The sequence below is a fragment of the Haloquadratum walsbyi J07HQW2 genome (genome assembly GCF_000415985.1).
Taxonomy (GTDB): domain Archaea; phylum Halobacteriota; class Halobacteria; order Halobacteriales; family Haloferacaceae; genus Haloquadratum; species Haloquadratum walsbyi_B.
Genome location: NZ_KE356561.1, coordinates 137,642 through 161,776 on the forward strand (window position 1 = coordinate 137,642; position 24,135 = coordinate 161,776).

At 47.7% G+C, this 24,135-nt stretch carries 23 protein-coding genes and 1 pseudogene; 10 read left to right on the forward strand and 14 right to left on the reverse strand.

Going from position 1 to position 24,135, the window contains the following annotated elements:
* Positions 1-560: 560 nt before the first annotated feature.
* Positions 561-1,316 (forward strand): helix-turn-helix domain-containing protein, encoded by a 756-nt coding sequence (locus tag J07HQW2_RS00765; RefSeq protein WP_021053244.1) that lies wholly within the window; start codon positions 561-563, stop codon positions 1,314-1,316.
* A 493-nt stretch (positions 1,317-1,809) separates the two neighbouring features.
* Here the strand turns inward: J07HQW2_RS00765 and J07HQW2_RS16885 are convergent, their stop codons facing one another.
* Positions 1,810-2,016, reverse strand: a complete 207-nt coding sequence (locus J07HQW2_RS16885; RefSeq protein WP_303703842.1) for a hypothetical protein — start codon at positions 2,014-2,016, stop codon at positions 1,810-1,812.
* A gap of 886 nt (positions 2,017-2,902) precedes the next feature.
* A complete protein-coding gene (locus tag J07HQW2_RS16890; protein ID WP_021053246.1) occupies positions 2,903-4,330 on the reverse strand; it encodes a DUF6498-containing protein in 1,428 nt (475 codons plus the stop codon).
* Positions 4,331-4,738: 408 nt separating this feature from the next.
* Between J07HQW2_RS16890 and J07HQW2_RS00775 the strand changes: the two genes are divergently transcribed.
* The gene (locus J07HQW2_RS00775; protein WP_021053248.1) at positions 4,739-5,479 is read left to right on the forward strand and encodes a DUF6498-containing protein; all 741 of its coding nucleotides are present in this window, start codon (positions 4,739-4,741) and stop codon (positions 5,477-5,479) included.
* Positions 5,480-5,979: 500 nt separating this feature from the next.
* Positions 5,980-6,117: a hypothetical protein gene (locus J07HQW2_RS16895; protein WP_021053249.1), complete on the forward strand. Its 138-nt coding sequence runs from the start codon at positions 5,980-5,982 to the stop codon at positions 6,115-6,117.
* Between the two features lie 1,292 nt (positions 6,118-7,409).
* On the opposite strand, the gene J07HQW2_RS00785 is transcribed toward J07HQW2_RS16895, so the two are convergent.
* Together J07HQW2_RS00785 and J07HQW2_RS00790 are read right to left on the reverse strand one after the other, a co-directional pair.
* Positions 7,410-8,075: a CPBP family intramembrane glutamic endopeptidase gene (locus J07HQW2_RS00785; protein ID WP_021053251.1), complete on the reverse strand. Its 666-nt coding sequence runs from the start codon at positions 8,073-8,075 to the stop codon at positions 7,410-7,412.
* The gene (locus J07HQW2_RS00790; protein ID WP_021053252.1) at positions 8,066-8,368 is read right to left on the reverse strand and encodes a hypothetical protein; all 303 of its coding nucleotides are present in this window, start codon (positions 8,366-8,368) and stop codon (positions 8,066-8,068) included. Before J07HQW2_RS00790 ends, J07HQW2_RS00785 begins: the two co-directional genes overlap by 10 nt.
* A 282-nt stretch (positions 8,369-8,650) precedes the next feature.
* Between J07HQW2_RS00790 and J07HQW2_RS00795 the strand changes: the two genes are divergently transcribed.
* Positions 8,651-8,938 (forward strand): DUF8011 family protein, encoded by a 288-nt coding sequence (locus J07HQW2_RS00795; RefSeq protein WP_021053253.1) that lies wholly within the window; start codon positions 8,651-8,653, stop codon positions 8,936-8,938.
* A 590-nt stretch (positions 8,939-9,528) separates the two neighbouring features.
* Here the strand turns inward: J07HQW2_RS00795 and J07HQW2_RS00800 are convergent.
* From J07HQW2_RS00800 to J07HQW2_RS00820, 5 genes are all read right to left on the reverse strand, one after another.
* The gene (locus J07HQW2_RS00800; protein WP_021053255.1) at positions 9,529-9,765 is read right to left on the reverse strand and encodes a J domain-containing protein; all 237 of its coding nucleotides are present in this window, start codon (positions 9,763-9,765) and stop codon (positions 9,529-9,531) included.
* A 283-nt stretch (positions 9,766-10,048) separates the two neighbouring features.
* Positions 10,049-10,465, reverse strand: coding sequence for a restriction endonuclease (locus J07HQW2_RS00805; protein ID WP_021053256.1), 417 nt, complete (start codon positions 10,463-10,465; stop codon positions 10,049-10,051).
* A gap of 32 nt (positions 10,466-10,497) precedes the next feature.
* Positions 10,498-11,034, reverse strand: coding sequence for a hypothetical protein (locus J07HQW2_RS00810; protein WP_021053257.1), 537 nt, complete (start codon positions 11,032-11,034; stop codon positions 10,498-10,500).
* Between the two features lie 556 nt (positions 11,035-11,590).
* On the reverse strand, positions 11,591-11,965 hold the full coding sequence (locus J07HQW2_RS00815) for an outer membrane protein assembly factor BamB family protein (protein WP_021053258.1): 375 nt from the start codon (positions 11,963-11,965) through the stop codon (positions 11,591-11,593).
* Positions 11,953-12,270 (reverse strand): hypothetical protein, encoded by a 318-nt coding sequence (locus J07HQW2_RS00820; RefSeq protein WP_021053259.1) that lies wholly within the window; start codon positions 12,268-12,270, stop codon positions 11,953-11,955. Before J07HQW2_RS00820 ends, J07HQW2_RS00815 begins: the two co-directional genes overlap by 13 nt.
* Before the next feature lie 568 nt (positions 12,271-12,838).
* Between J07HQW2_RS00820 and J07HQW2_RS00825 the strand changes: the two genes are divergently transcribed.
* Together J07HQW2_RS00825 and J07HQW2_RS00830 are read left to right on the forward strand one after the other, a co-directional pair.
* Positions 12,839-13,621, forward strand: a complete 783-nt coding sequence (locus tag J07HQW2_RS00825) for a hypothetical protein (protein ID WP_021053261.1) — start codon at positions 12,839-12,841, stop codon at positions 13,619-13,621.
* A 1,022-nt stretch (positions 13,622-14,643) separates the two neighbouring features.
* Positions 14,644-15,153, forward strand: a complete 510-nt coding sequence (locus J07HQW2_RS00830; protein ID WP_303703843.1) for a hypothetical protein — start codon at positions 14,644-14,646, stop codon at positions 15,151-15,153.
* A gap of 1,018 nt (positions 15,154-16,171) precedes the next feature.
* On the opposite strand, the gene J07HQW2_RS00835 is transcribed toward J07HQW2_RS00830, so the two are convergent.
* The 3 genes from J07HQW2_RS00835 to J07HQW2_RS00845 all read right to left on the reverse strand — a co-directional run bounded on the left by J07HQW2_RS00835 (position 16,172) and on the right by J07HQW2_RS00845 (position 20,648).
* Positions 16,172-16,696, reverse strand: coding sequence for a helix-turn-helix domain-containing protein (locus J07HQW2_RS00835; RefSeq protein WP_021053265.1), 525 nt, complete (start codon positions 16,694-16,696; stop codon positions 16,172-16,174).
* An 829-nt stretch (positions 16,697-17,525) separates the two neighbouring features.
* Positions 17,526-18,905, reverse strand: a complete 1,380-nt coding sequence (locus tag J07HQW2_RS00840; RefSeq protein WP_021053266.1) for a PD-(D/E)XK nuclease family protein — start codon at positions 18,903-18,905, stop codon at positions 17,526-17,528.
* 1,263 nt (positions 18,906-20,168) lie between these two features.
* The gene (locus J07HQW2_RS00845; protein WP_021053267.1) at positions 20,169-20,648 is read right to left on the reverse strand and encodes a pentapeptide repeat-containing protein; all 480 of its coding nucleotides are present in this window, start codon (positions 20,646-20,648) and stop codon (positions 20,169-20,171) included.
* 181 nt (positions 20,649-20,829) lie between these two features.
* Between J07HQW2_RS00845 and J07HQW2_RS16900 the strand changes: the two genes are divergently transcribed.
* From J07HQW2_RS16900 to J07HQW2_RS19715, 4 genes and pseudogenes are all read left to right on the forward strand, one after another.
* The gene (locus J07HQW2_RS16900) at positions 20,830-21,246 is read left to right on the forward strand and encodes a hypothetical protein (RefSeq protein WP_303703844.1); all 417 of its coding nucleotides are present in this window, start codon (positions 20,830-20,832) and stop codon (positions 21,244-21,246) included.
* A 5-nt stretch (positions 21,247-21,251) separates the two neighbouring features.
* Positions 21,252-21,578: a GNAT family N-acetyltransferase gene (locus J07HQW2_RS16905; protein WP_303703845.1), complete on the forward strand. Its 327-nt coding sequence runs from the start codon at positions 21,252-21,254 to the stop codon at positions 21,576-21,578.
* A 494-nt stretch (positions 21,579-22,072) separates the two neighbouring features.
* Positions 22,073-22,318, forward strand: a complete 246-nt coding sequence (locus J07HQW2_RS00855) for a hypothetical protein (RefSeq protein ID WP_303703846.1) — start codon at positions 22,073-22,075, stop codon at positions 22,316-22,318.
* Positions 22,319-22,479: 161 nt separating this feature from the next.
* Positions 22,480-22,713, forward strand: a pseudogene (locus J07HQW2_RS19715) (HNH endonuclease); the annotation flags it as partial.
* A 165-nt stretch (positions 22,714-22,878) separates the two neighbouring features.
* On the opposite strand, the gene J07HQW2_RS00860 reads toward J07HQW2_RS19715, so the two are convergent.
* Both J07HQW2_RS00860 and J07HQW2_RS00865 read right to left on the reverse strand, forming a co-directional pair.
* Positions 22,879-23,160, reverse strand: coding sequence for a hypothetical protein (locus J07HQW2_RS00860; protein ID WP_021053272.1), 282 nt, complete (start codon positions 23,158-23,160; stop codon positions 22,879-22,881).
* Between the two features lie 217 nt (positions 23,161-23,377).
* The gene (locus tag J07HQW2_RS00865) at positions 23,378-24,070 is read right to left on the reverse strand and encodes a membrane protein (protein ID WP_021053274.1); all 693 of its coding nucleotides are present in this window, start codon (positions 24,068-24,070) and stop codon (positions 23,378-23,380) included.
* Between the last annotated feature and the right edge of the window lie 65 nt (positions 24,071-24,135).

Below are 24,135 nucleotides of genomic sequence, written 5' to 3' on the forward strand. Positions count from 1 at the left end.
AATATGGGTGAGCAATCGAGTCTGTCAAAGTTTGGAGCAGAAGATTCCATGCAAGTGAATCAATATGAGTGTAGAATCTGTGGGCGTTCGTTTGACTCGAAGCAAGGTCGCGGGACTCACAGAGTGTCACACTCAGATGAACAAAGAGAGCAGACACTTATATCGGAATTACACAGAGTATCACCGGCTACTATGAGGATGGTGGTGATCCATATTATCTTAAACTTGGTGACACACCCTCAATACGGGATCGATTTGCAGACTTACTTCGGCGGTCTTGAACACCCACTCCCACTCACGAGCCGAGAACCCAACTATGTCTTGAGAGCAGGGAAGCGCGACAGGAGACACTACTCATTGGTTAGTCGCTACTGACACGCCACCGGGGGTAGCATCGGTGTGAAACTACCCACCATACAATATAACCTGTGTCAGAGTCCGTGTTCATCGCGGATACTCCTCTTCGGTAATCTGGATATTGATGAGGGCAAAAGCTAATAGCATTTCATGACGGCTGAAGAGCGCATGAGATTTTTATATTCGCCATCGGTTTGTCAGATATGCTTGATGTGAATGATGTTGATGACCGTGTCCAAGCACTCTTTCGAGCAGGTGCTTTCGCAGCCATTCTGACTGCTGGGACCTGGGTGTTCACCGATCGGTCACTCATCTCAGCCGCAGTTCCGTTTTTTCTCATTGTCGCGTGGCGAGTGAGTGAAGCATTTCTTCAGCCGTATGATATTCCATCAGGTATCGACGGGATAGGCATTGGACTACTTCTCACCGTTATCAGCGGGTCATGGCTCATTGTTGGGACACCCCGACCATGGTTTCCTGTGATCGCGCTTGTGTGTGGGACTTGGTTCACTACTGACGGCTATAAGACATATCGTGATGGACCACCCGGTCATTCGGCTCACTCATATTTTGAGCACACTGACAGTGGGATTGAAGCGATTCAACGAGTACAACGAGCGGGTCGTATCATACGTGCGGTTCGTGAATGTCCACAAACACCACCTGAGGTCGCAGCGGATGTTGGAATCTCTGAAAAAGAGGCGACAATTGCGCTTGAGAGTCTGACTGAACATGGGATGATAGAACAAGTCGGGTGTCAAAAAAGGGATAATGTAACTGATGAGATTGGGGAAATTGACGGCTCAGACTCAACGACTCACAGGGGCAGTATCATAACTGCCGAGACGGAGACGCATGCTGATACGAGTGAGCCGGGAGATGCCGAGAGAAATAAATCCCCGAGTTCTGAGACACAGACGCAGACGCAGACAGCAGACACAGCTATCCACAGAGCGTGAGTCACAACAACAACAGCATCAGCAAACGCTATACCGCGCGAGTGAGGAAACATTCAGTGGACAACACAGAATCATGCAGGGACTTCGGTGGATTCCAAAGCGATTACTGCGACCGTTTCGATAACTTCTCACGACGTTGAGTGAAGTTTGAACGTTGAATCAACGTTGATAAACGTTTAAATTTGATTCAAAAGAAGAGAAATATCATTCTCTCTGTCGATGAGTGAGAGTTGAACGTTTGAACACGTACACTACACGTTCAGCTATGTTCTTGACCTGCTGATCAGCGCATCGCCTGGGCGAAAAGTATTGTAGTTGCACAACTAACGGCAAGAATCTGTATAACTGAAGCACTAAGACGATTGTCTCAGCTGTGCTTTCTCGAGGATGGAAATAAATAATCGACGAGAGACACGTCCAAATGTGGCACTGAACTCGGCTTTCACGACAGGACTGATGCCAGCAGTCCTGATTATCGCAAGCATTTCACTCCTCACTTCGGTTGGAACCGTGACCGCTCAGCAGATTGACATCCTCCTCCGCCTTTAGACGGAGGAATCCTGAGTGTTGGAGATTTCAGGTTTGCAGTCCCACCGAACATCCAGACAGTAAGAATCTGAAGGGATGTGGACTGTGGCGGATAGAGTGGGACAGGACTGCTGGCGATGGGAGTGCCAAGCCCAGCCCCTCCCGGGTCCACTCCTATCCTCCGTCATATGCGGACTCCCAGAGTTGGGTTTGCCTTGTGGCGTCCAGCAGACCTCAACGGACAGGCAGACCCAACGGACTCGGAGTTCCTGTGAGTTGTGCTTCCAGCAGTCAACTCCAGTCGAGTCGTATTCTGTGAGAATACGCTGGTTATCGACTGGGTCGCGATTCGATTATTGCTTGGTTGCTTGGGGCGGGCAGGCCGCCATCGGAGGACTCAGCAGAATCACTCTGTTCTAGCTTAATTCCTATCTTTTAAAACGATTGCTTGTCAGTTGAAACTATGGATTGTGAAATCTCGGGCTGGCTATCACACCGTGGATTGTTACTCGGGCGTCGGATTCATTCTATCCTATCCTGTCCTGCGGGTAAAGGCGCAGGTATTCTCCTTGATTCTGTATAATACCACAGCCACAGCCACAGCCACAACAACACTAACACCAACAGTTCTCCCTGTCAATCTTTCTCTCATTTGGACCGGCTTTGTGTCACTACTTGTGGTAGTTGTCCTGTGTGTGCCAATAGCGGTCTTAATATACAGGGTGCTTTTTTATGTAATATCTCTCATTATGAATCGATTATAACCCACCGTGCTATTATGATAACCCATCCCATACAGATCGGCACAATCTTCACCGACTCCAAATCTCATCGGCTTCGCGATGGATCCCTCGCCCAGAGTATTCGATAGATTGCTGCGATGTCGACAGGTCAGTCTGTCCCATCGTCTGTTTGATGAACTGCGATGATGCGCCGATTGCGAGCGATGAATCTTCTGTGCATCAGCGATGAGTCGGCCAAGCAACGGTGGTGGCGAGTATCCCGGATACTTCCCCAGACGGTGCAGGATGAGTATCCAATCATGGTGAATCTCTGACTCAAATCCGACTCAGTCCGGCATATATTAATAATCCAACAGGAATAAAGAGAAACGGACCAGCTACGACTGTGAATACAATCGCAGTCGTTGCTGCGACTTTCTCAGAAACATACATTCCGATAGGAACGACAAGAAACGAGAGTGCGAGTGCGGTTGCAGCGCCCATCACAGCCAAATCGCGATCAGGTCGGTCTGTCTGGGTAACCGGAAGGTCAAGCGTCTCAACTGCTGTGTCAATGTTGCTCACTGGACCAAACTGTATGTCTCGATCAATCTTCTCAACAGTGATATCGAGCGTGCCAGTATCAAGAAGACGGTCGGAAACCGCGTTTTTCACCTCAAACTCGGCTGTCTGCACCGGTGCAATCCACTGTGGAGCATCTAAGACGGTATCATATGCAACAATCGACTCACCACGCCGTTGATACTCGATTGTTCCATACCGAAAATAAAAGCTCAGCACTTGGGCACCGAAGACCGCAAGTGGAATTATCATCGCAACACCGATGAGTAACGGGTCCCCGATGATGACAGCAACCGCAGGAACCACGAGCGAACCAACACCAAACCGATTGAAAACTCCCAGAATAATCGTCGAGATTGATCCTAAAAGCACCGCACGTCTGTCAGTGCTCACCCGTGCGCTCACCTCCGCATCAGGGAGCGTCAGTTCTGGTTGCGGTTCGATTTTATCCTCGTCACTGCGGGACATCTCAAACACGCGGGTGATCTGTTGACGACTGAAATCAGGCAACCCTCCGAGGATTGACGTCTCAACATGTTCGGCATAAAATCGACGCACCGAAATGATTGCTTTTATGATAACAATAAGAAAAACTAACACACCACCGGTTGCACTGTCTCCAGCAGTACTGAGAATGCCAACAGAGAGAACAACTGCGGAAAACTGCGCTGGTGTCTGAATGATTGCTTGTGCAGAAACATCCACATATTCATTATCACCGATATACTCAGTTATAAATTCAAATACCTGCATACCGACTAGCGCCGCAATACTCAGAAGAATATCAACTGAAAATATGGACTCAGGACCCCCAAACCACAAAAACAGGACACTGAGAGGGGCCCCAACTGATATCCAGAGTCCAAGTATTGTGAGTGCAAATGGAATATTTCGAGGGTAGATTGGTGGCCATCGATTAAATAACTGGAGTCCCCCTCGTTTTGCGCGAAGTTCATGTAGCGGTTCCATTTTGGTCTGCAGTCCTGGCGATCCCTGCTCAGCGAAGAGTGATTTTGTGGCAGCGATGAGAACGGTCATCACTGCCTCAACCCAATAGATAAGTAAAATTGCCCGAAGATTCCACTCACCGACGACAATCCCGATCAGTGGGAGCAGGTTCACAATCAGAACACCCAACCCGCCGAACACAATCGTTGAGACTGAAAGAAGCCGATTGCGCATACAGATATAATTATTATCTCAGTTGGCTCAAATATAGTTAATCTCCCAGCTAACTCTCAAGAAGTGAAACATAAATAAAGAGACTTTCGCCCAGTCTAGCTTCTCCCTGTGCGACATCTATACTCACCTCACTCTCACACAATCGCATGACTGCGTGAGTTCTGAATAGTTAAATAATTGAATACATGATATTCAGTATCATGCATATCCGCCTATGTCAAGAAATGGATCAACATAAAATAACATAATTTGTTACTTGGATGTGTTTCTTCGAGGTCCATTCAGCACTTCTTTGTACGAGTCAGGCCCGGATAACCTGAAGAGAAACCCGACCGGTGTCTCATATGGCATAGATACATATAATATAATATTCTTTTCGCTGACACACATACATCTCCTAAGAGCTCCATGAGACGGATTTCTTTATTATACGCAGCCGCCCCTGATATCAGGCTTCTCTCGGTAATCGTTGCTAACAGCGCACCAATGATTGGGATACTCGGATTTCAGACGTCGACCGCAGCACTGCTACTGTTCTATTGGCTTGAACTTGGTGTATTGGCAATATGGGGTCTCATCAGGGCTCTCTTCGCTGGCACCGTTCCCGAAGTGAATTTTGATCAGGAGGTAATTTCGACGTCGACTCTCAAAAGATATAGCAGGTGGCGTGAGAATCACCTCACAATTCCAGGGACTGAGATTGGTATCTATTATGGAACGATTCCGGCTTGTATTTGTTTTGTCCCCTTGCTCACCGCCGTGTGGCTTGGATTTGGCGGGTTTGTCGCTGGACCAGTCATCGTCGCAACCGACACGACTGAGACACCACTGTGGGTAATCACCGGTGCTCTCACAGTGTTTATTTTCGAAGGTGGGCAGACGATGATTAACTATTTTTATACTGGCGGTTACCAGAACACGAATGCGTTGATGCCAGTCAAGGGAGTGTTCTGGAAGGGTTTTGTGTTGAGTCTCGTTGGACTGTTCATTTTCATCTTTGCGAGGGAATTTGCAGAAGGCAAAACGGCTAGTATTGAGACTGCAGCCAGTACGGCAATTGTTTCATCCGTTCTCCTCTGTAAGTTTGTGATTGATCTGACGGGATACTATCACAGTGCACGTGATCAGTCACTTACAGAGAGAATCTGAGGGTACAGACAGTTGTGACTGAGACAAGCTCTCTGTCTGAGAGACACCCACGGTCACAGTGACGATATCGGTCGACAGAATGTGAGAGCCGTCTTTATACCAACATTAGCGAGCAGTGATATTGTAGCAATACAGATTTTCGCTGTAACTTGTGTGAGTAAAGCAGAATTACATTCTGTTTACGAAAAAGCTCTTGCTCAGTTTCAACACCACTTCTCAGTTCGAACATCTCCAGTGAATCGTGCTGAATTCCAGCCTTTCGGATGCCTCGTGAATCCCGGAATCGCGAGTATGCATTTTGGACATGTCTGCTTTTTATAGGGACACTACTCTTCATCCGTCAGGTGACTGAGTGACTCGGTGGAGATTCAATATCACTGCTATCCTATGAACTCATGTCTTGAGCACGACCCCTAGCTGGGATTCGGCGTGGTCATGGCGGCTTCGGGTCCCCCCAGATAGGCTGATGTTATTCGTAAGATGCTATCTACAGTCTAGGCATGGCGTCAAAACACCGTGTTAGCGTAGTTGATCATGAGGAAACAAACGGAAAGAAGATTATTCGCCGGACTACCGATTTACCTGGCATCACTGAATCATATGAAGCTATCATGTCGAAAGGCGACCTGGAAAAGTAGCTACCCAGCTGGCTGAAAAATTAGATATGACGGTAGTCTCACAAGAAGACAAAGCCGCTATCAATCACGCCCGGCGTGTGCTATGCGACGATGACTAAATATATGAATCGGGCGTGTTCGGCGTTGCAGAAGACCGTGTATCGGAGTTTCGGCATGTTTATTCGGATGTAACGGCGGAGACACAGTTTCAGAATCAGCTATCTGGCTGTTCGTTCGATATGAATGATCGACGATTATTACCTCAAAAAAAGGAAGAACGCCGCCAGCTAGTCTTCTATATCTATTTTCTGGACATTATTTAGATGAAAGAGTTACCGAGCGTGATGAGTGGGATGGGTGATGACAGGTTACTAGCAGTGATCCGGGCGCTCGGTTTTATCCTGAGAATATGAGAAGATTCAATATGACCGTATATAAGACGGCTGTAGAAAGGAGACCCACACCACATGCAGTCATTCGAACTATCCGAGCAATCATATCAGCCTCTATTCTGCCACATACGTACTTATGTGCAAGATATTGTAGCATGAGACCGCCCGCTGGAGCAACAACTGGTAAAAAGAAATATGGTATTTTCTCGATCAGAGACCATGGTATCTCTGTGAGGACCATCATTCCGCTCGTGTTCGTGTTCGTGTATGTGACATCTTCAGCGGATCCTTATATCGGCTGGGCTCGTTTTGAGTCATCTTAGATCGATTCTCCGCGATCTGTCAGTGTTGATGGCACCAGCACGACCCCGATCACTGCATCTGCATCTGCATATGCATACATACACATGACGAGCCGGAGCCGGGCGAGCAAACCCAACTCCGACAATGGAAACGCTCCGAGCAGGAATCCGGTTGTGGACTGTAGACAGCCGAGTCCCCACCGAACAGTCAGTTTGCTAATTCGCGTGATTTTGATACTTATCAGCCTCTATCCCCTCTAGAATAACATATGAGTAGTCCTCAACAGTCGCCGAGTGCACAGTCTCCGAGTCCAACGACGCCTGTGACGCCCCTGAGAGGGTGTGGAGTAGTGTCCTAAATAAATCAGATACAGAGCTCACAGTGGCAGATATTCAGAGTCAATTGAGACAGGATGGGCACGAAGGGGAACCCAGTGATGAGACGATCAACCGTGTGCTGAGAAGTATGGATGAATTGAATATCATTCAGCACAAAGACGGATCTCCATATTACATAAAAAGTACTGACTGTGAGAATCTATAAAGATGTAGTCTTGTGTCCTCGCCAGGTCGCTCCAGCCGCTATCGATCTGTCATAGTCGTCAGTGAGCTCAGTGGGTCAGACACTGGGCGATTCGCTACGGTTCGGATTGGGAACGACGGCACCGTATTGAAGATAAAAATACCCGCTGATGATGAGGAACTCGATTGCGAAAAGCAAGAGCAAGACGGCGGGATCGGACGTGTTGAATCCAATCGATCTCCCGGAAACGCTGTACTCCACAACTTTTGGGTAGGTCGCGCCAGAACTACTGATGAGCATCGTCGTAGCGAGATTACCGCCTGTGTGGAGACCGATAGGAAACGCAAGTTCCCCGGAGAGCAAATAAGCCCACCCGTACAGTGCACCACTGATAGAAATCATCACCAACGCATAGAGTAGCGAGTCTCCTGTCGAAATTGCTCCGGAAATCACGTGACCGAACCCGAAGACAACCGAACTACTGAGTAGAGCACCGAGAGTGACCGCTCGACCAGAGAGTTCTCTGGACGCAAGTCCCTCAACGGCGTTGGATATAACAATACCTCTGAATAGCGTTTCCTCCCAGAACCCGAGCGCTATCCATCCGAGGAGGAGGATACTAACCTGAATGACGATTGGGACGGCAGCCGCGTCGGTCCAGGTGCCGATGATCTGTACCCCTCCCCGGTGGTACTCAATGACGAACAATCCAGCCTCAAGAAAGACGGCTAAGGCAAACCCAGCGAGAGCATCTACCCCCACTGACGGGACAGATTGAACCCGTAGTCCGTGATGTCTCGGTCATCAACGTATCGCTTCAGCAGAGCCATTGCGATGAGGACGCCAATAACGGCGGTCGGATGCACGACGGCTATTTCTGCCCAACCGGGAATATCTATTCCTACTGACCTAAGGGTGAGTATGAACGCAAAAACGGCACCGAATGTGATGACGACAGCTACCAAAACACGCCAAGAGCATCGTAACTGTCCATCTTGAGAGCCAAGTAGTGCCGCCCTGACCGTGGAACTCAGCGTTTCTCTCACATCATCCACAAGTGAAGCACTCGAGATAAAAAACGACTCAGCGTTTCTCTCACAGCAATACTTGATGAGCCGCTCGATACAACGCGCGCATTTAGCACGTTGGAGATAAGGAATCAGGGTCGTCTGATTCGATCAATACAGCGTGCACACGTAATCTAACGTTGAGTTTGATTAGGTTGGTCCGGTCAGCGAGTGACGTATATATCGCCCAATACAGAGGCTATAGATACTGTGTAGCGCTTTTTTAGTTATCGGTGCGCCCTTTATTGAACTAAAATTTGATTAACAAGTATGGAAGTAGTTCGACAGAAATTATTTCGTGAGCCAGATGGACGGGCAAAAGCACTCCCTCAATTGTTGCTGTCATTGATTGCATTCCTTGCATGGGGATATATTGGCGTTGTGCTTGGTGGCTCCCGCCTTTTGCTGGTTATGGGTATTGCGTCCGGATGTGCTGGAGTCGCCGAATTACTGCCTCCAGATCACCGACGTTCAGCAGGCATACTTCGAATATTAGGTATTAGTGCTATTATTATCTTTCTCGGCTTACTCGCAACGAATCCAGAACTAATAGTATAATGTAGGAGATCACTCGTGTTATGACAAAAGTGGCTGTTATCGATCTTAGTGAAAACCGTGCCGTGTGGGAATTGATAGACAATTCTGCGATGGATACAATCTCTGTATCTTGCACGCGACTCCTGACGATGCTTAGATAGGTTCCCGTGGCAAACTCTCTCTAACAGGCTGTTAGTAAATAATCCAAGCCCCTCTATGTAGGGGTATCGGGATTAGCACTGGAACAGAGGGTACGTGACCACGCCTGGAACGAGGAGTATCTTATGTACGATATCGTCTATGGATATTACACAAGGCGTGAATCGACGATAGCCACACATCTCGCGCGAGTTATCTGTGCAAGGACAACAGATTATCCTTAGTCCTGGGGGTCTTGATCAGCGTCAATTGAACGTGTGAAAATCCCGTGTGTGCAGTGACAGAAGTCGCTTTATTATGCGATTCAGTGCCACTCCTATCACACAGAGCGTGAAGACTTCACGCGCACGCGCAACGCGAACGGATCCGAAAAACTGCACTATCATGCGATCCGTCACTCCCGCTCGTCGCCGTCGTCGATCTCTTCTTTGAGACCCGTGATAAAAGCAGAATTAAGAATTCACAGATTCGGATAGCGTGTCATACGCTTCCTGAACCTCAAGGAATTCCTCTTTACTTCCGCCGGTGTCCGGGTGTGTTTCTCTGGCTCTCTCGCGATACGCAGCCTTGATATCTTCTTGTGAGACACCGGGTTCAATCTCCAGAATTTCATATACCTCCTGCTTCGCCGCCGTCTGGTGGGCAGCCGATTGTCCCAACAACTCTTTACACCGTGTGCAGACGTACATCGACTCCCCACTGGGATCGGTGACCTCATGCAGGTCCCTCTATATTCTTGACCGCAGCTCATACAGAATTGACTCGTCTAGCCTCCTGATTCTCCTCTTGAACTCCCATAGCTATCTTGATTGGCACGCCCGGTATTAGTCGAATTGTCAGCGGAGTGTTGATACCCTGTGCGACGTTGCGAAGAGGTTCCGGATCCACCACTAAATGAGTGATTCCGAGACGCACCGCTTGGCGGGCTAATCGGTGCTTTCGTCAGCATTTCAAGCAATTCCTGACCATTTATCAGTCCCACGCTTGCTTCATAACTCTGGCTGACTGAGCAGTCTTAGCAAAACTGGACGAGGTAACGACGATGCCCTTGCTAGCGTTCACTTGGTCAAGCGCACCAGCCAGTCGTTGAATTGTCGGTCGACCTATCTTGTTCCCCTGAGAGTATTGCTTTAGTTGAATTGCCAGGGTTTCGGTCTTTCCTCTCGCTGTTACGTCGGTGCCCTTGTCGTTAGTTGCCTGGCTGACCTGGGTATCATATCCCTGTGATTCGTACAGCGACGCGACTAAATGTTCGAATTCTATCGGGGTGAATTCCCCGAAGTGCTCACGACGCCAGACGCCAGCATTCAAGTTTTTAACGAGTGTCGCCAGTTCCTCCAACTCATCTAGTGAGAGCTTACTGAGAGAATATCGAAGATCTGCCTGCAACTTTTCCGGCGAAATCGCCGTGTATTGGAGATTCAGTGTTTTTCGCTTCGATTCGACGATCGTAGCCTTGTTGAGAACCTGTTAACCCTTTTGAGATTTCGGGTGGCAGCCTCCCTGGATTTGAGTGACTTGTTCAACTTGTCGAGAATCCCACTCAAATCATAGCTTCGTAATGTGGATTGAGCGGACTGATAGTCCGAAATAGCGGTAGCTGCGGCTTCACAATATGCTATATCTGATTCATCGGGCTCAACGTTCGGCGTCATGAGTGAGTCGATGAGATTACTCATCTTCTCAGTGTCGACCGAAGATACAGAGCTGTTGACCTGGTCTCGAAGTGTTGTGAACTCAATCATAGTCTCCAACTGGTCAAGTTTCTGTGCCACCGCATCGAACTCTTCCGCCGAAATTTCCTCTTTGAGCGCTGTAGTCCATTCTTGCTGCAATCCATCAGAAACAGACTCTAGATCACTGGATGCACCTCGGAGGCGCGGCGCCACATCAGTTGCCACTCTAACGGTTGTCTGTAGGTCATCGTAGTCATCTTCGCGCACCCATCCAGCAGTCACAGATCGCCCAAGACGGGCATCAGAAAGGTGGTCAGCGGCGTGCGTAGCGGTTTGGATAAGTTCGTCAGGAGCAGTCCTTTGAGAACACCTTCGGAGATGGGGTAGACCGTTGTTAGTTCATTGACCAGCTCCTGGAACTGGTGCCGCTTGTGCTCGTGTGTCGCTCGACGCCCGGCAACGTACGCCGTGCCGAGACCAGTCGTCCACACAGCCCCATCGCCTCTACCCCTCAGAGTTTCAGCCTGATTGAGAGCCTCGGATGCTTTCTCATAGTTCTGATCCTCAACCTCATTTTCCGCAGTAGTTAATGTTTTTTTAACTGGGCGGGTTGACTATCGAGGTCCCCCAACGTAGACGTACTCTTGAGATTTTGTCATTTGCTCAGAACCCGACTCCGCTTCCCCTGGAAGGCGGCAATCCAGCCACCACTGACACAGTACATTGTCCCATCGACTCTTAGTGTATAGCCTCCGTGCGTCCCTGCAAACATAGAATTCCAAACACGGCTGCCCGTCGCCGCATCAAAGGCGTGGAAATTCCCGTTCTGATCGCCGAGCTACAGCAATTTTTGATCGTATGTCAATCGCGATGCCGGTGGGATTCGTTGCCGCCAGTCGATTTCCCCGGTGGATGGATTATAAGCGAAGACCCGCTGGTCGGCTGTATAAAAAATATGTGTGTCGCTAGTCGAGAGACCGGAGAGCTTTGACCCCATTGTATGCTCACATTGAATTTTACCAGAAGATGCATCATAGCCATAGAGCGTGCCGTCCGTGGACCCTACAATAACGACATCCTGCGTGATTGGCGGATAAACGTCTGCGATCTTTCGGTCTTCAGAGCGCCATTTGATTTTACCAGACTCAGCGTCCCTGACAACAGCCCGCCCACCGAATTGTGTTGAAGGAGCAGAGCCGTCTACCGTCGCCATCTCTCTGTAGTCTCGTAGAGGGTGCCATCATATTCAACGATCTGACCGGCTCCCCCGAATCGTCGTGTGACGCTCCATTTCTGGGTCCCACTTTTGCTGTAAGCATAGAGAGTCCCAGTGAAGGTTTCAAACGTTTCGTCGTACTCGCCAGTTCTGTCCCAGGTATAATCAGAAAACCAGACCATGTCACCATCAGTTGCCACATCCTGGGTGTATCCCTCATCTATTTGAACGTCCCAGTTTGGCTCATTGGGTTCGGACTCAAGTCCGTATGCTAGGAATTGCTTGTTCCCACATGCAAACAACTTGTGCCCAGTGAAAACTGGGGAGCTAAGAGATTCAATATAAGATGATTCCCAGAGGAGATCATTACTCCCTTTCTCGAGAGCAAGGATACGGGAGCCTCCGACACCATCTCGGATTGATTTTGTGAGGTATATCGTATCCTGTTGAATTCCGCTTGAATCTAGAGTTCACATTATCGCCACGAGTATTCTCTGCTACCTGTAACTCCCAGAGCTGCTCAAATGGAAGTCCTATCGGATAACCCTCTTTTTCCTTTGTTGATTGACCTGTAGTATCTCCTATAAGAACCGAAGAGTCAAGAAAGCCCGAAATGCTCCCGAGGAACGAACGACGGGCACCTTTCATGGAACAATTCATACGTGTCAAAACGTATAAATTATTGACAAAATGTACCGATTCAGACGTAATCGGGGACAGGGGATCGGGATGAGTCTACAATAGCTACACAACTAGCACGAGTTAGTTGTGTCACTACAGTAGTCAGGTATATTCGCTGAGAAACAGAGAAATAGAAGATAAAAAATAAAAAATAAAAATATACTTGTTGACAATTGTCTTTCGTCTATCATGTTTGCTGGAGCTTCTGTATTGGCTGTCGATGTATCAGAATTATTTCTCGGGGCCGGCACAGTGGCAGCTGGATTCCCTGCGATAATACATGGACTTAAAGAGTTAAATCGAGCATGGCGGGTATACACGACAGATTCAGTCCCGATTAATGAGGCTATTGCGACTGATGAATTGGTTCAGATCACTGGATCTGTTCAGCCATCACAATCGAGTAGCGTGATTGTCTCGCCAATCCGAAGCGACGAGTGTGTGGCATACGAGTATCACATTCGCTCTCAATTGAGCGATAATTCGACAAACATCGATTCTGGGATCGAATATCGTCCATTTAGGATTTCTGATGGGACAGCAGAGATAATCGTTGATCCGACTCAACAGAGCCTGTCATTTGAAACGCAAAAAAAGACAGTCACTGGGGCTCACAGAGTATCAGAAGAAATTGATGTGGAGAACGTTGACATGGATCCATCGGCTGAGATAAACGACTCAGGTAGTGTCCCAAATCCGATTGAGTTGATCGAGGGAACAATCAGTCTTGGCGAGCAAATAACGGTTGTCGGAAAAGCCACCCCAACGCCAAAGACGGGAGCCGAAGATACCAGTATAGATGCAAGTGCAGTTATGACGCCTACCGCGGGTCATCTAAATGTCATAGATAATCTAACGAGAACCACCGCAGTGAAAATAGGCGCTCAGGGTGTCCTTTTGTCAATCGTTGGGTCTGTATTTTCGTTTGGTGGGTTAATCCTTCTTCTGAGGAATCTCGGCTATCTGCTGTGATGAGAAGACAGTTGTATTCTCAATAGTGATAACGTCGCGAAATCCGGCTCCGGAACCGGTCAAGGGCGATTTGCTACACACAGCGGTGAAACAGTCAGTGATCAACTGTGTCAATTGTCGCATAGTGAAGATTCACGAAACAACTTATACGCAAATACTGATAGGCACAGGCAGTGTGAGACGATCACCCGAAGCAGATACTACACATCATGGTTTCAGATAAATTCCTCTTGATTGTGGCTCTGACGAGTCTCTTTTCGGGGTGTGCGGGTTTCCTGATGATGATTACGGGCGAGCATTCACTATTTGAAATAGTGACATCGGTTGCATATCTGATAGCCGGTATCCATTTTACTAATATGTATAGACATAGGCGTTGAGACAGTCATTCGTGACTGACGCCCATGCATACTCTGGTATACAGAGAGGGGGGAGGGGGAGGGATTTCGCACAGTCTGGGCGAATACTGTAGTCTGCGCCCGGGCGATTGGGAGTCAGGCTAATCAGTGAACACTCAATTCTGTTATTTGCGTCGACTGGGTGAAGATACAGAATTGAGGGTCGACGAAAATAACAGACATTGAGTGTAATCCACCGGTAGCGTGTATATCGTCTATGTTTCAGGCATGGTTTCAGCAGGACCTCTATGGATTTGAATTTCCGGTGACCGGGGCACTCGATTGATATCGATCAACCACTCGCCATTTCGAGTAGCGACAAGCATAGATTGAAACAGATATCTAAGGAGTGTTTGCTGTTGAATAAATGCCATGCTTCTCTCAATGAAACTATTTCCCGCAGAGAAGTTGGCTGTCTCCTATCATATTTATCCAGTTGAGAGATGTCAATATGCACAGCTATACTCGGACACGGAGCGCTCGCAGTTATCAAGAATCTTCAGAAACTGAGTCTGAGTCAACTCCTGTGAGTATTCACAAACATATTATCCAGACGAACTCAGCAGTCTATACATGAATCGGCGGAAGCTGCTCCAACTAACCGGGGTCTCGCTGGGTTTTACGATGAGTGGTTGCCTGGGAATTGATCCGCCGCAAGACCAAGACCTAGACCAATCGGAAAACCGTAGTTCCGGCTTAGATACAAACACGGAGACTGCACGGACACCAGATCCAGATCCAGACTCAGACTCAGACTCAGACCCAGACCCAGATCAATCAGAAACCCAGAGTTTCGCAGACATAAATGCGGAGGCTAGACAGACACTAGACCCGGACCATTCAATCCAGATTCAAAACGAGCTCTCCGAGCCAGTGACTGTGACAGCAACTGTGATTCGGGAACCGACAGGGGAAACGGTGCACAACCGGACGTATACCCTCCAACCGTTCGCAATCGTCACAGCTTATAACACTCGTCAGGCGAATCCCGAGAGCGTCGAAGAATTCACCGTGTCAGTCACAGCGAATGGCTCAACTGACAGCTTCGTGGTAAAAACGAATAATTGCATGCAGGATCTGAAAGCCCAAGTCACCAAGCCTGACGGCATCGATTGGGTGTACACTATCTGTTAGATGAGTCATCTCGCCGCGAAGGGATTGAGACCCGTCCGCGAATAGTCGAATCCGTAGCGTTACTTTATTGCAACGGACAGAAAACCCGAGTAGGCATTGAATTATGAGCCATTACCCATGTGGACTCTGTCGGGATTGGCATCTTATGTAATTAATCTCCTTTGAGACAAGACGATTTGTTACATAAGGGCTGGTATGTGAATGTGTCAATCTGATGTTTGCATTTTGTTCCTACTGGAGCCGATCAAATTGCAGCGATTAAATCAGGGGCAAATATGACGATACCTCCGAGAGTGACTGCCAAGACAGTGTAAAATATGTATTTTTTCATTTGCTCCTCTTTGGAGGCATCGTCTTTGTTCATAGATGTGATATATAGTGTATGGGACATAAAAAATCACCCACACACGATTCTCTCTGTGAAAATACAATGTTCTCTACACTGAAGATATTCTCAGAGATTGCCCCGTTGAGTCACCGAATAGACACGTCGATTGGTCCCCCATGTGCAATAATCGAACTGTCTCATTCTGTCTGTATTCAACTCAAGTAACGCGAGACTTCCTTTTTTGTCAAATACTCAATTAATGTAGACGGGTAGATGGGTGGTACTTTTTTTTAGCCTACACCATGTCTGTCTACTCTCGACATTCCTCTGTCTTTTACTGTTAGAATCACACTTTCACCCCCTCCCCCCACCTGTCTACACCTGCCGATAACAGACAGTAGCACTGCTTCAGATACCCGAAAATCCGTAGATGGGGTGATTGGGAAAACCGACCCGTCTATACCCTCTGAATACGCCCGTCTCAGTATGTCGAGACTGTCGGAAAAGCGTAGACGGGGTATAGCCCACCCGTCTACAACACCTACAGAGAGGACCTGTCTTACTCAGCTGTGGAATTTTCACAAACCGAGTCTCAGAGAGTTCTTTTACTTCTCACGCTCGTGCAATATCGGGACTGAGATTGGGTAGTGGGCGTGACGTTGACCGTATTTTTCTATCCATATTTTCGTTTTACTCTGAATAAAATACCTCCCAAGCTGGGTCCCCCTCATCGTCATCGGGGTCAGCGATTGATTCGACTTTGTCCCGTTGCAGTGCATTCAGTTGTGTTGTTGCCGCCGCGGTCCACCGAGAAAACTCGCCACGGAGTTGTTCTCTTACCGTTTCTGGTGATACCGGCGTATACACGTATACCTCACCGCCGCTGTTGAGAAGTCGTCGCTGTTTTGTGACGACACCAATTGATGCAAGATGGTTGAGATGGCGATTGATGAGACTCCGGTCGTACTCAGTTTGCTCTGCAAGTGTTGTTACTGTTACTGAGCCACCCTCCATGACACACAAACAGAGTTCTAATTCTGTGTCTGACATCTCAAAGACACTTTTCAGCAGATCAGACAGTGTTGGATTGCTTGACACAGGATCAGGATCATCTTCGATTGCCCCCATTGTCTCCTCACAGCATGTAATCGGTCCATCCCCGATCCCAAGATTTCCACAGTGTGAGCACTCATAGGTCGTCACATCATCACTCATGGATAATCCGATGTTGTTATGATATAAGAATCTATACTCGCCGAGAGTTGTCCCGTAATGACCTTCGGTTACTTACATATATAATACAACATATAGCGTCCGTCGCTTCGATATATTACCACTTCAGCCAGAGTGCAACAGTCATACACTGCACTGAATCCAAAGCTCGGTGAAAGAGTTCATATACTCAACATACATGTTATCCCTGCCGCAGTTCGTCAATCTCGACGATCCGCACGACGGTCTCACTACTGAGAATTGAAGTTGTCCGAGGAAATGTTCAAAACCTCGGACCAGTCCTTTTGTTGCAATTGGAAGCGTCAACAAATCAGGACCGACTGAGTACTCGTTGAGTGCGAAAATATATGTATCAATGTTACCCGCCGATGTCCGGCGGTTAGGATCCCAGGGGAAGTGCCCATAGATACCTTGTCGTTCGAACTTCTATCACTCTCAATGTAGTCTTATGTCCGGTTTTTATTTTCTATGCTAGTCAGGATCCAGTGGACAGGGGATAGCAAGCCTGTCGCTTCCATGGAGAGCCGTCTCTTGTCGTGACTGAGACGAAGAGATGCGAGTGTATGTCGGATGCATCATATACTATCTGCTTCGACAGAAGGACGTGCTCTTGACGCGAGTAATAAAATCGGGTGTAATGGTTCTTTGATTTCGCCTGTTGAGGAGAGATCTCGGAAAATTTTCCAACTCCGATACAGTCGTTGTGAAAATATTGGGTTACTCTGGAGTATGCTGTGTTAATTACATATCGACACTACCAGTCTCAAGGGGCATCATTAATATATCAAACTCAGGTGGTACCGATCGACTCTTATTCAGGTAATGGTCCTGGGAATCCTCCCTCAGGCTTCATATCAAATACTGTTTCGTATGAGTCCTCAAACACGCGATCAAACGCCGTCACTAATCTCTCATCACGACAAAATTCCTCGACTGCCCGTTCAAGCTGTCCGAAATACGATTCCGTTAGATTGTTCGGATCTAGCGGGTATGTTTTCTTCACAAGACCAGAGGCACTGTGAAGTCTGGATTCAATACCATCGATGTGATCAAGGGCTTCCTGTATCTGTTCGTTGTACTCACCGGTGCACTTCTCAGCAAATACATCATTGAATGATTGCTCGCCGTCATGGTGATCTTTCGTGTGGACATTTCTCGCCGGAGGGAGCCGAAGTCGAAATATGAATTGTTGATTCCGGATTGATTCGATTGTTGGAGAATGTCGAAAAAAGAGCTTGATTGTACTCGACTGATTAACTGGGTCTTGGTCCCAATACGCTGGGAAGATTGATTGCCACTTCGGAGTGCTGGATGGTGATGTTTTCCAGCCTGAGTTCTCGAAGTCGAATTTATATTGAACTTTGTTCTCCCAACTATCTATCAGATACGTGCTTACGTTCTCAAAATCACTTTCGAATTGGCTGTTCGCCTTCTCAACTTGTCGAATGAGTCTATCGTGCTCGAAATAGAGATTTAACCGCTCGTTGAGTTCGTCGGTATCGATATCTGAGTCCATCCCCTCTGTCTCCTTTAGTGATTGAATGAAGTCCGTGAACTGAATAACACTCCGGTTAGGGTAGTCGTACAGCGAATCTTGAACCTCAGATTCGAATTGGTCAACTATATCGCTCCAACTGAGAGTCTCAAACGTGTTGGTTATGTCCGTGGGTTGACCTGCCGCTTCTCGTTTCAGATACACAAAGTGACTCTCATCTAGCTGATTTACATTCAATTCATTGCTCTCAAACCAATTAAAATTCCAGTTATCCGCTTTAGAGTATGATGTTGTTTGCCCATCGCCTTCTTTCGCTCCGACTTTTAATTCCATGAACACTGCCCATCGAGGATGCTCAGATAACGCGCTCCCACCGGCAATGATAAGATCGATGCGTCGTTCTGAGCCTTCGTCTGCAATTGAGACCTCCTCGCTGATTTCGATATGTTGGCTGCTCAGGTTGAATTCATTCATACCAACTTCGGCAAGAAATGGCTCGAGAAGTGCGTATCCGAACCCATGAGGTTTCCGTGGATTCAGAAAATATTGTAAGGCATTTTGATACTGCCGTTCTCTGGGTCCTCGGAGAATAGAGAAGATACCCGAGGGCTGTTGGGACCCTTGATCAAGACTCATGTACTGCTGAATGAACGCTTCTAATTCGGTAGCATCGAAATCAAATACATCTTCACTCATTAGCAGTCTACCCTACGGTATGAGTGATTTGTGAGTAGAGCATCTTATGTCATTTCCCCAGTGTCCTCTGGTAACTCAAGTCTATCTAAAGTGTTGTAGTATAATATCTATACCTATGGAAATGAATAGTTCAGGGCTTATCTGTTGGTCTCCGGTATTCGTGATGTCTGTATATCCTGCTGAGACAGATGTGTATTTTTCTTGACCACCTATGACTGTAGTTGCGTTAAGAGCCGTTTCTTACCGTGAGAGAGACGAAGGAGTGTGGAAGTATGCGGTGGCATAGCAATCATTGCTTCGGCAGAGAGACGTACTCTTGATACGAGACACATATCAGATTTCGTCTCTTGGATTCACGGAGAATATCACCGTCACGTCTCTCTCACACAGAGTCGAATCGAATCAGAGAGATATTGAGCACGAGTTGATCTGAAGCTGGAGCTTCCCCAGATCTGCCAGTGCCCATACCGTAGAGCCGGGCAACTGGGCGCATGAACAGACAAGACACGAAATCTTCCCGGCTCACAAACACAGTCACCCGGATGGGATTTAAAATTAACTGTTAACGCAACACACACTGGAGTGGAGATTTCCCTCGAGAGGAGGGATATTGTGGAACTCGTGTGGGAGAATCGTTTGACACGATACGGTGCAAGTGGCAGTGACACCGAGCGGAGCAACTCTCAAGACTTGTCGGCTACTTGAGAGAGAACCATCTGATGTGGATTCTCGAGATGGAGATGATTGTCTCCAACTCCAACTGAGATTGAGTTGAGTTGAGTTGAGTGATGAATCGCACTCAGAGGGGACGGGAGCTCTCTGAGCCGGGGCAACTGATCCAACGCGCAACAATAGGTGCGAGAACCCCGACTCGCGAATACAGTTATCCGAATATCGAATTAAATTAACTGTTAACGCAAACCCCACTCGAGTATAGCGTCTTCTCTGGAGGAGGGGGTATCGGGATCGGGATCGGTGATACCTCTCACGAATATAACGGCAGGTGAGTACAAGAACTGCAACTTGTACTCAACCAATAGAGTTTGATGAATTCAAAGACGACAGCGTAATCTCACACTTCTAATCACAAATAATTGATGACGGTGAGCTCGTCTGGAGGAGGGGGTACAGGGCACAAGCATCGTGACCGGGACTCCCGACAAGAACACATGTATGGTTGAATTGAGTCTGGAAGTGCCTCTGGAGCGGAGAGAGAGAACGTTAAGCGTTAAGACGAGTTGGGGACTCAGTATGCAGAGTTGCTCACTCCGTGCCCGTGTCCGAGTCTTGCACGCCATCCGGAAGGTCAGCATCCGCATCAGAATCGGCGTCAGTAAGATAGCCACCAGAGAGGTCGATATGTCTGAGGTCGGCGTCGGTGAGGTCGGCACGCATGAGGTTGGCATCAGTAAGATCGGCGTCAGTGAGGTCGGCAAAACGGAGGTCAGCCTTGGAGAGGTCGGCGTTGGCGAGGGTTGCCTCTGGGACAATATCGTGAGGCAAGATATGTTCATCATTGGGAATTGCATACCGAAAGTGAGCATCTACCAACTGAGTGTCTGTCACATCGGTGTCAGCGAGGACCGCCCCAGTGAGATCAGTGTCAGTAAGATCGGTGTTAGAGAGGTATGCGTCAGTGAGGTCGGCATCAGAGAGGTTAACCACAGAGAGGTTGGCACCTGGTCGAATATCACTGGGCGAGACTTCGTCAGTGTGTGGAATTGAGAATTCAGTGTCAGTCATTATCTGGTGAAATGTGAGTATATCAGATATGTTGGACGCATATCAGTTAATAGTGTATCTAAACTGTTAAGACAAACTTGGGATTCAGTCTGTAGTGCCCAAAGTTCAACGACACGCAAATGCGTGATTCTCGGGTATATGAACCCACATCCACACCTACACCCACACTCCACCGACCGAGATGAGAGAGAATATACAGAATAATCCCGAAGGTAATGAGTATCAATCCAACGACACCAACGATGGCAAGAAGGCTACCCCAGCTCTGACGGTCCATATCGACTCCAGAGAGTCTCAGTCTGTATTCGAAAATTGTCGCGAAATCCTCGAATACGTCAGCAGCGACACTCATAATCACATGCCCACAGAGTATAATTACTCGCGTCCTACAGTGCTGAACATGGAGAGGAAACCCTTCCTGTCATCAGAGGATATCGAGCTATTGCCTCTTGATGAGAGCGACGCGGAGTTTCTGCGCGATGGCGTCAACCACAGACAAGTCCGCACGAATATCGGTATCACAAAGCCTCAGACGCTCGCGGATGAGAGAAGCCTCATTGAGTCGCGCATGGAGTCAGAGGATGTCTCCCTCTCCTGATATCGTTGGGGGACAAGAGAGCTGGGATAATCAGTCTTGAGCTTGGCGACCGCGTGGACAGGAACGGAGAGATAGGTATCTGGGTTCATCCTGAGTTCCACGGCAGAGGCTGCGGAATAATCGCGTCGCGGCTGCTGGTCAACTACGCCTTCACCGAGCTGAACCTTCACAGAGTGTATGCCCGGACCAGCGCAGAGAACGAGGCGTCACAGAGCGTCTGGGAGGAGCTTGGATTCAGACAGGAGGCGAAGATGCGTGACCACACCTACCAGCGCGGCTCGTTTCAGGACGTGTTCTACTACGGGATACTGCAGAGCGAGCGGGAGAGATAGATCTCTGTTGTATTTGCTCCCGAAAATGTATGAGACCGGAGGGGCACCAATACGAATTTTGAGAGATATGTCGGTTGATCTCACACAAAATTCATCAAGAGGTTTTGTGACGCGGTTATGTCTGGGAACAGCATTCGATGGGCATAATCAGGTTTGCATAGATATGAGTGTGGGATCCTCAACTCATCAAAAAAGACACTGAGTGTGAGACAGATGTGAGGAGACTGCTTCAACGCCTTATTTAATATTATATCCGAACACACCGCCCAAGCACTACATAAGACGCAGATCCTCCCAGTTGCATATTATACCTGAATCATCGTGTAGACTCCAAAGTTGAGAGACAATGTCGAGTATCTGTTTATAAGTAATCGACTCTCTGAGACTCGACTTTGTAGACTCCAAAGTTGAGATAATCACATCGAGAGTATGAGGACATGGATCGAGACTGTCTTGAGGGAGGTTATTTTGAATATCGGCTGTCATGTTCCGATATGAATACCGACGAACATCTCGAAGAACTATTTCAAGAAATTGAAAGCGTTTCAAAAGAACAAATTGAGTCAGAATTTAACAGTTTCACTCAAAGCGGGATTGATGACCACGAAACAAAAAAGGGCGTAATAGCTATTGAGGAATTATCAAATCAATTTGGGACAACTGAAAGAGAGACAGTCAAATCAAATTTAGTGAACCTGGTTAAATACGATATCCCGCCAATGAGGCAAGGCATAGCATAGAAAGAAAGTTCAAATCAAGTACCGTTTCCGATTAGTCCACTAATTCTCCCACCGATTCTAAGTCAGATTATCAACTCCAGAGAGAGAATGAGTATCCAGAGAACTGGGATAAGTTACGAGCCCAAGCGTACGAGCGCGATGAGTATGAGTGCAAGAATTGTGGTCTCAAAGGGGGCTCAGGCGGCGGCGAGGTAGTCTTACACGCACATCATATCGTGCCTATCTCAAAGGGTGGCAACCATTGCATGTCGAACTTAGCGACTCTGTGCAAAGCGTGCCAAAAAAATACACCCACACATGTCGAGCAATTCGAGATGAGTAGAGTCATACATATTCTTTGTCGGGAGTTTGTGTGGCATCTGCTCTGGCTTCTATCCAGTCTCCGTGTGGTATAATGAACTGCACTTCATGTACTATTCCCTGCATGAGCGTATCGGCGTTTTATTGGATAACTCCTATTCATTCACTCAGACACCGGTTTCATGCGGGATTCAGATATAATAGATATTTAACAGATTCTTCATTCAGAAAGACGCTACAAATTGATTATTACAGGCGAGTTACGCACCGGATATGACAGAAAGAAGCATTCCGAGAAAGCATAAACAGGCGGCACCGACCACTACAAACAGCCTGCTTGCAGAAATGGAAAATTCATCAGAATCGGTTCGAAGCAACTCATAGACAGCACCAAAGAACATTCCACTACCACCAATTGTCAGAAGCAATACCGGGAGACTCCACTCCCCAGCAATGAGTGAGCGTATTGCTGGTCCTCCCATTGAACCCCCAATAATCATATATGCGCCCGTGTAGATGTATAATCGTTCCACAGATATCATTATGACTAGTAACTATCATGCTAAAAATTCTTATCCTCATCTTCAGCCGCGAGCGGCGAGGGCATGCCGGTGATTACGGTCCCCCACTCAGTCGTGCGATTCTGTATAGTATTGTAGTTGCACAACTAAAGAATACTATTTGGGTGGATGAAGTGATGCGTACATCAGACAGTTGAATGACATGACTGCGACGACGCCAGCACCACTGTGTGCCGTCCTAATTATCACTCTGATTCAAGTACGCCTCTGCAGTTTTTTCATCATCAGTTCCGATAATTCTCTCAGCCTTCTGTTCAAATTCTTTATCTGAAATTTCGCCCTCACTGTACCGCTGCTGAAGTCTTTCCATAGCAGGATTCGTGCTTCCAGATGAATAGTTACGATTGCTTTTTGCTGTCGAAACGCGACTGACACTGCTGCGCCGATATAGATATACAATCCCTGCAGGAATATTTACAAGTGGTATAACAGACACCAATATCCAGAGTTCTTTTTTGGGTCTCCACTGGGTGGTTGCTTGTACCCACTGCCGGTCATAATATATACTCAACGGCATCAGTACCCATGCGATAATGGGTAAGAGTCCTGCTATCGTTCCGAGAGGTCCGACATCTTGTATTCCGAATCCAGCTATCCAAAGGACGACACTTACCCCAATCAAATAATACCAGCTATCTGATACAGATGTTGAGTATTCTGCTGGATCATGTTGCTGTGGATTCGACCGTAAAATCTTCTTCAACAGATCAGATAAGATATTGGGAAGTGAATCGGTCTGTGTCTGCATGGATCGCTTAGTCTCACCGTGGTCATTGCTTACTCCGCAATTGACACAAATTTCTGCTTTCTTTTTGATTGGCTCCCCACACGAGCGGCAATAAATTTCATCATGTTGCTTTTCTCTACTCATCAGTACCCCCCGACGCCAGCTCTTTGAAGCTCCTTTTGAGCGTTCCCAATTATCACATAGCAGTG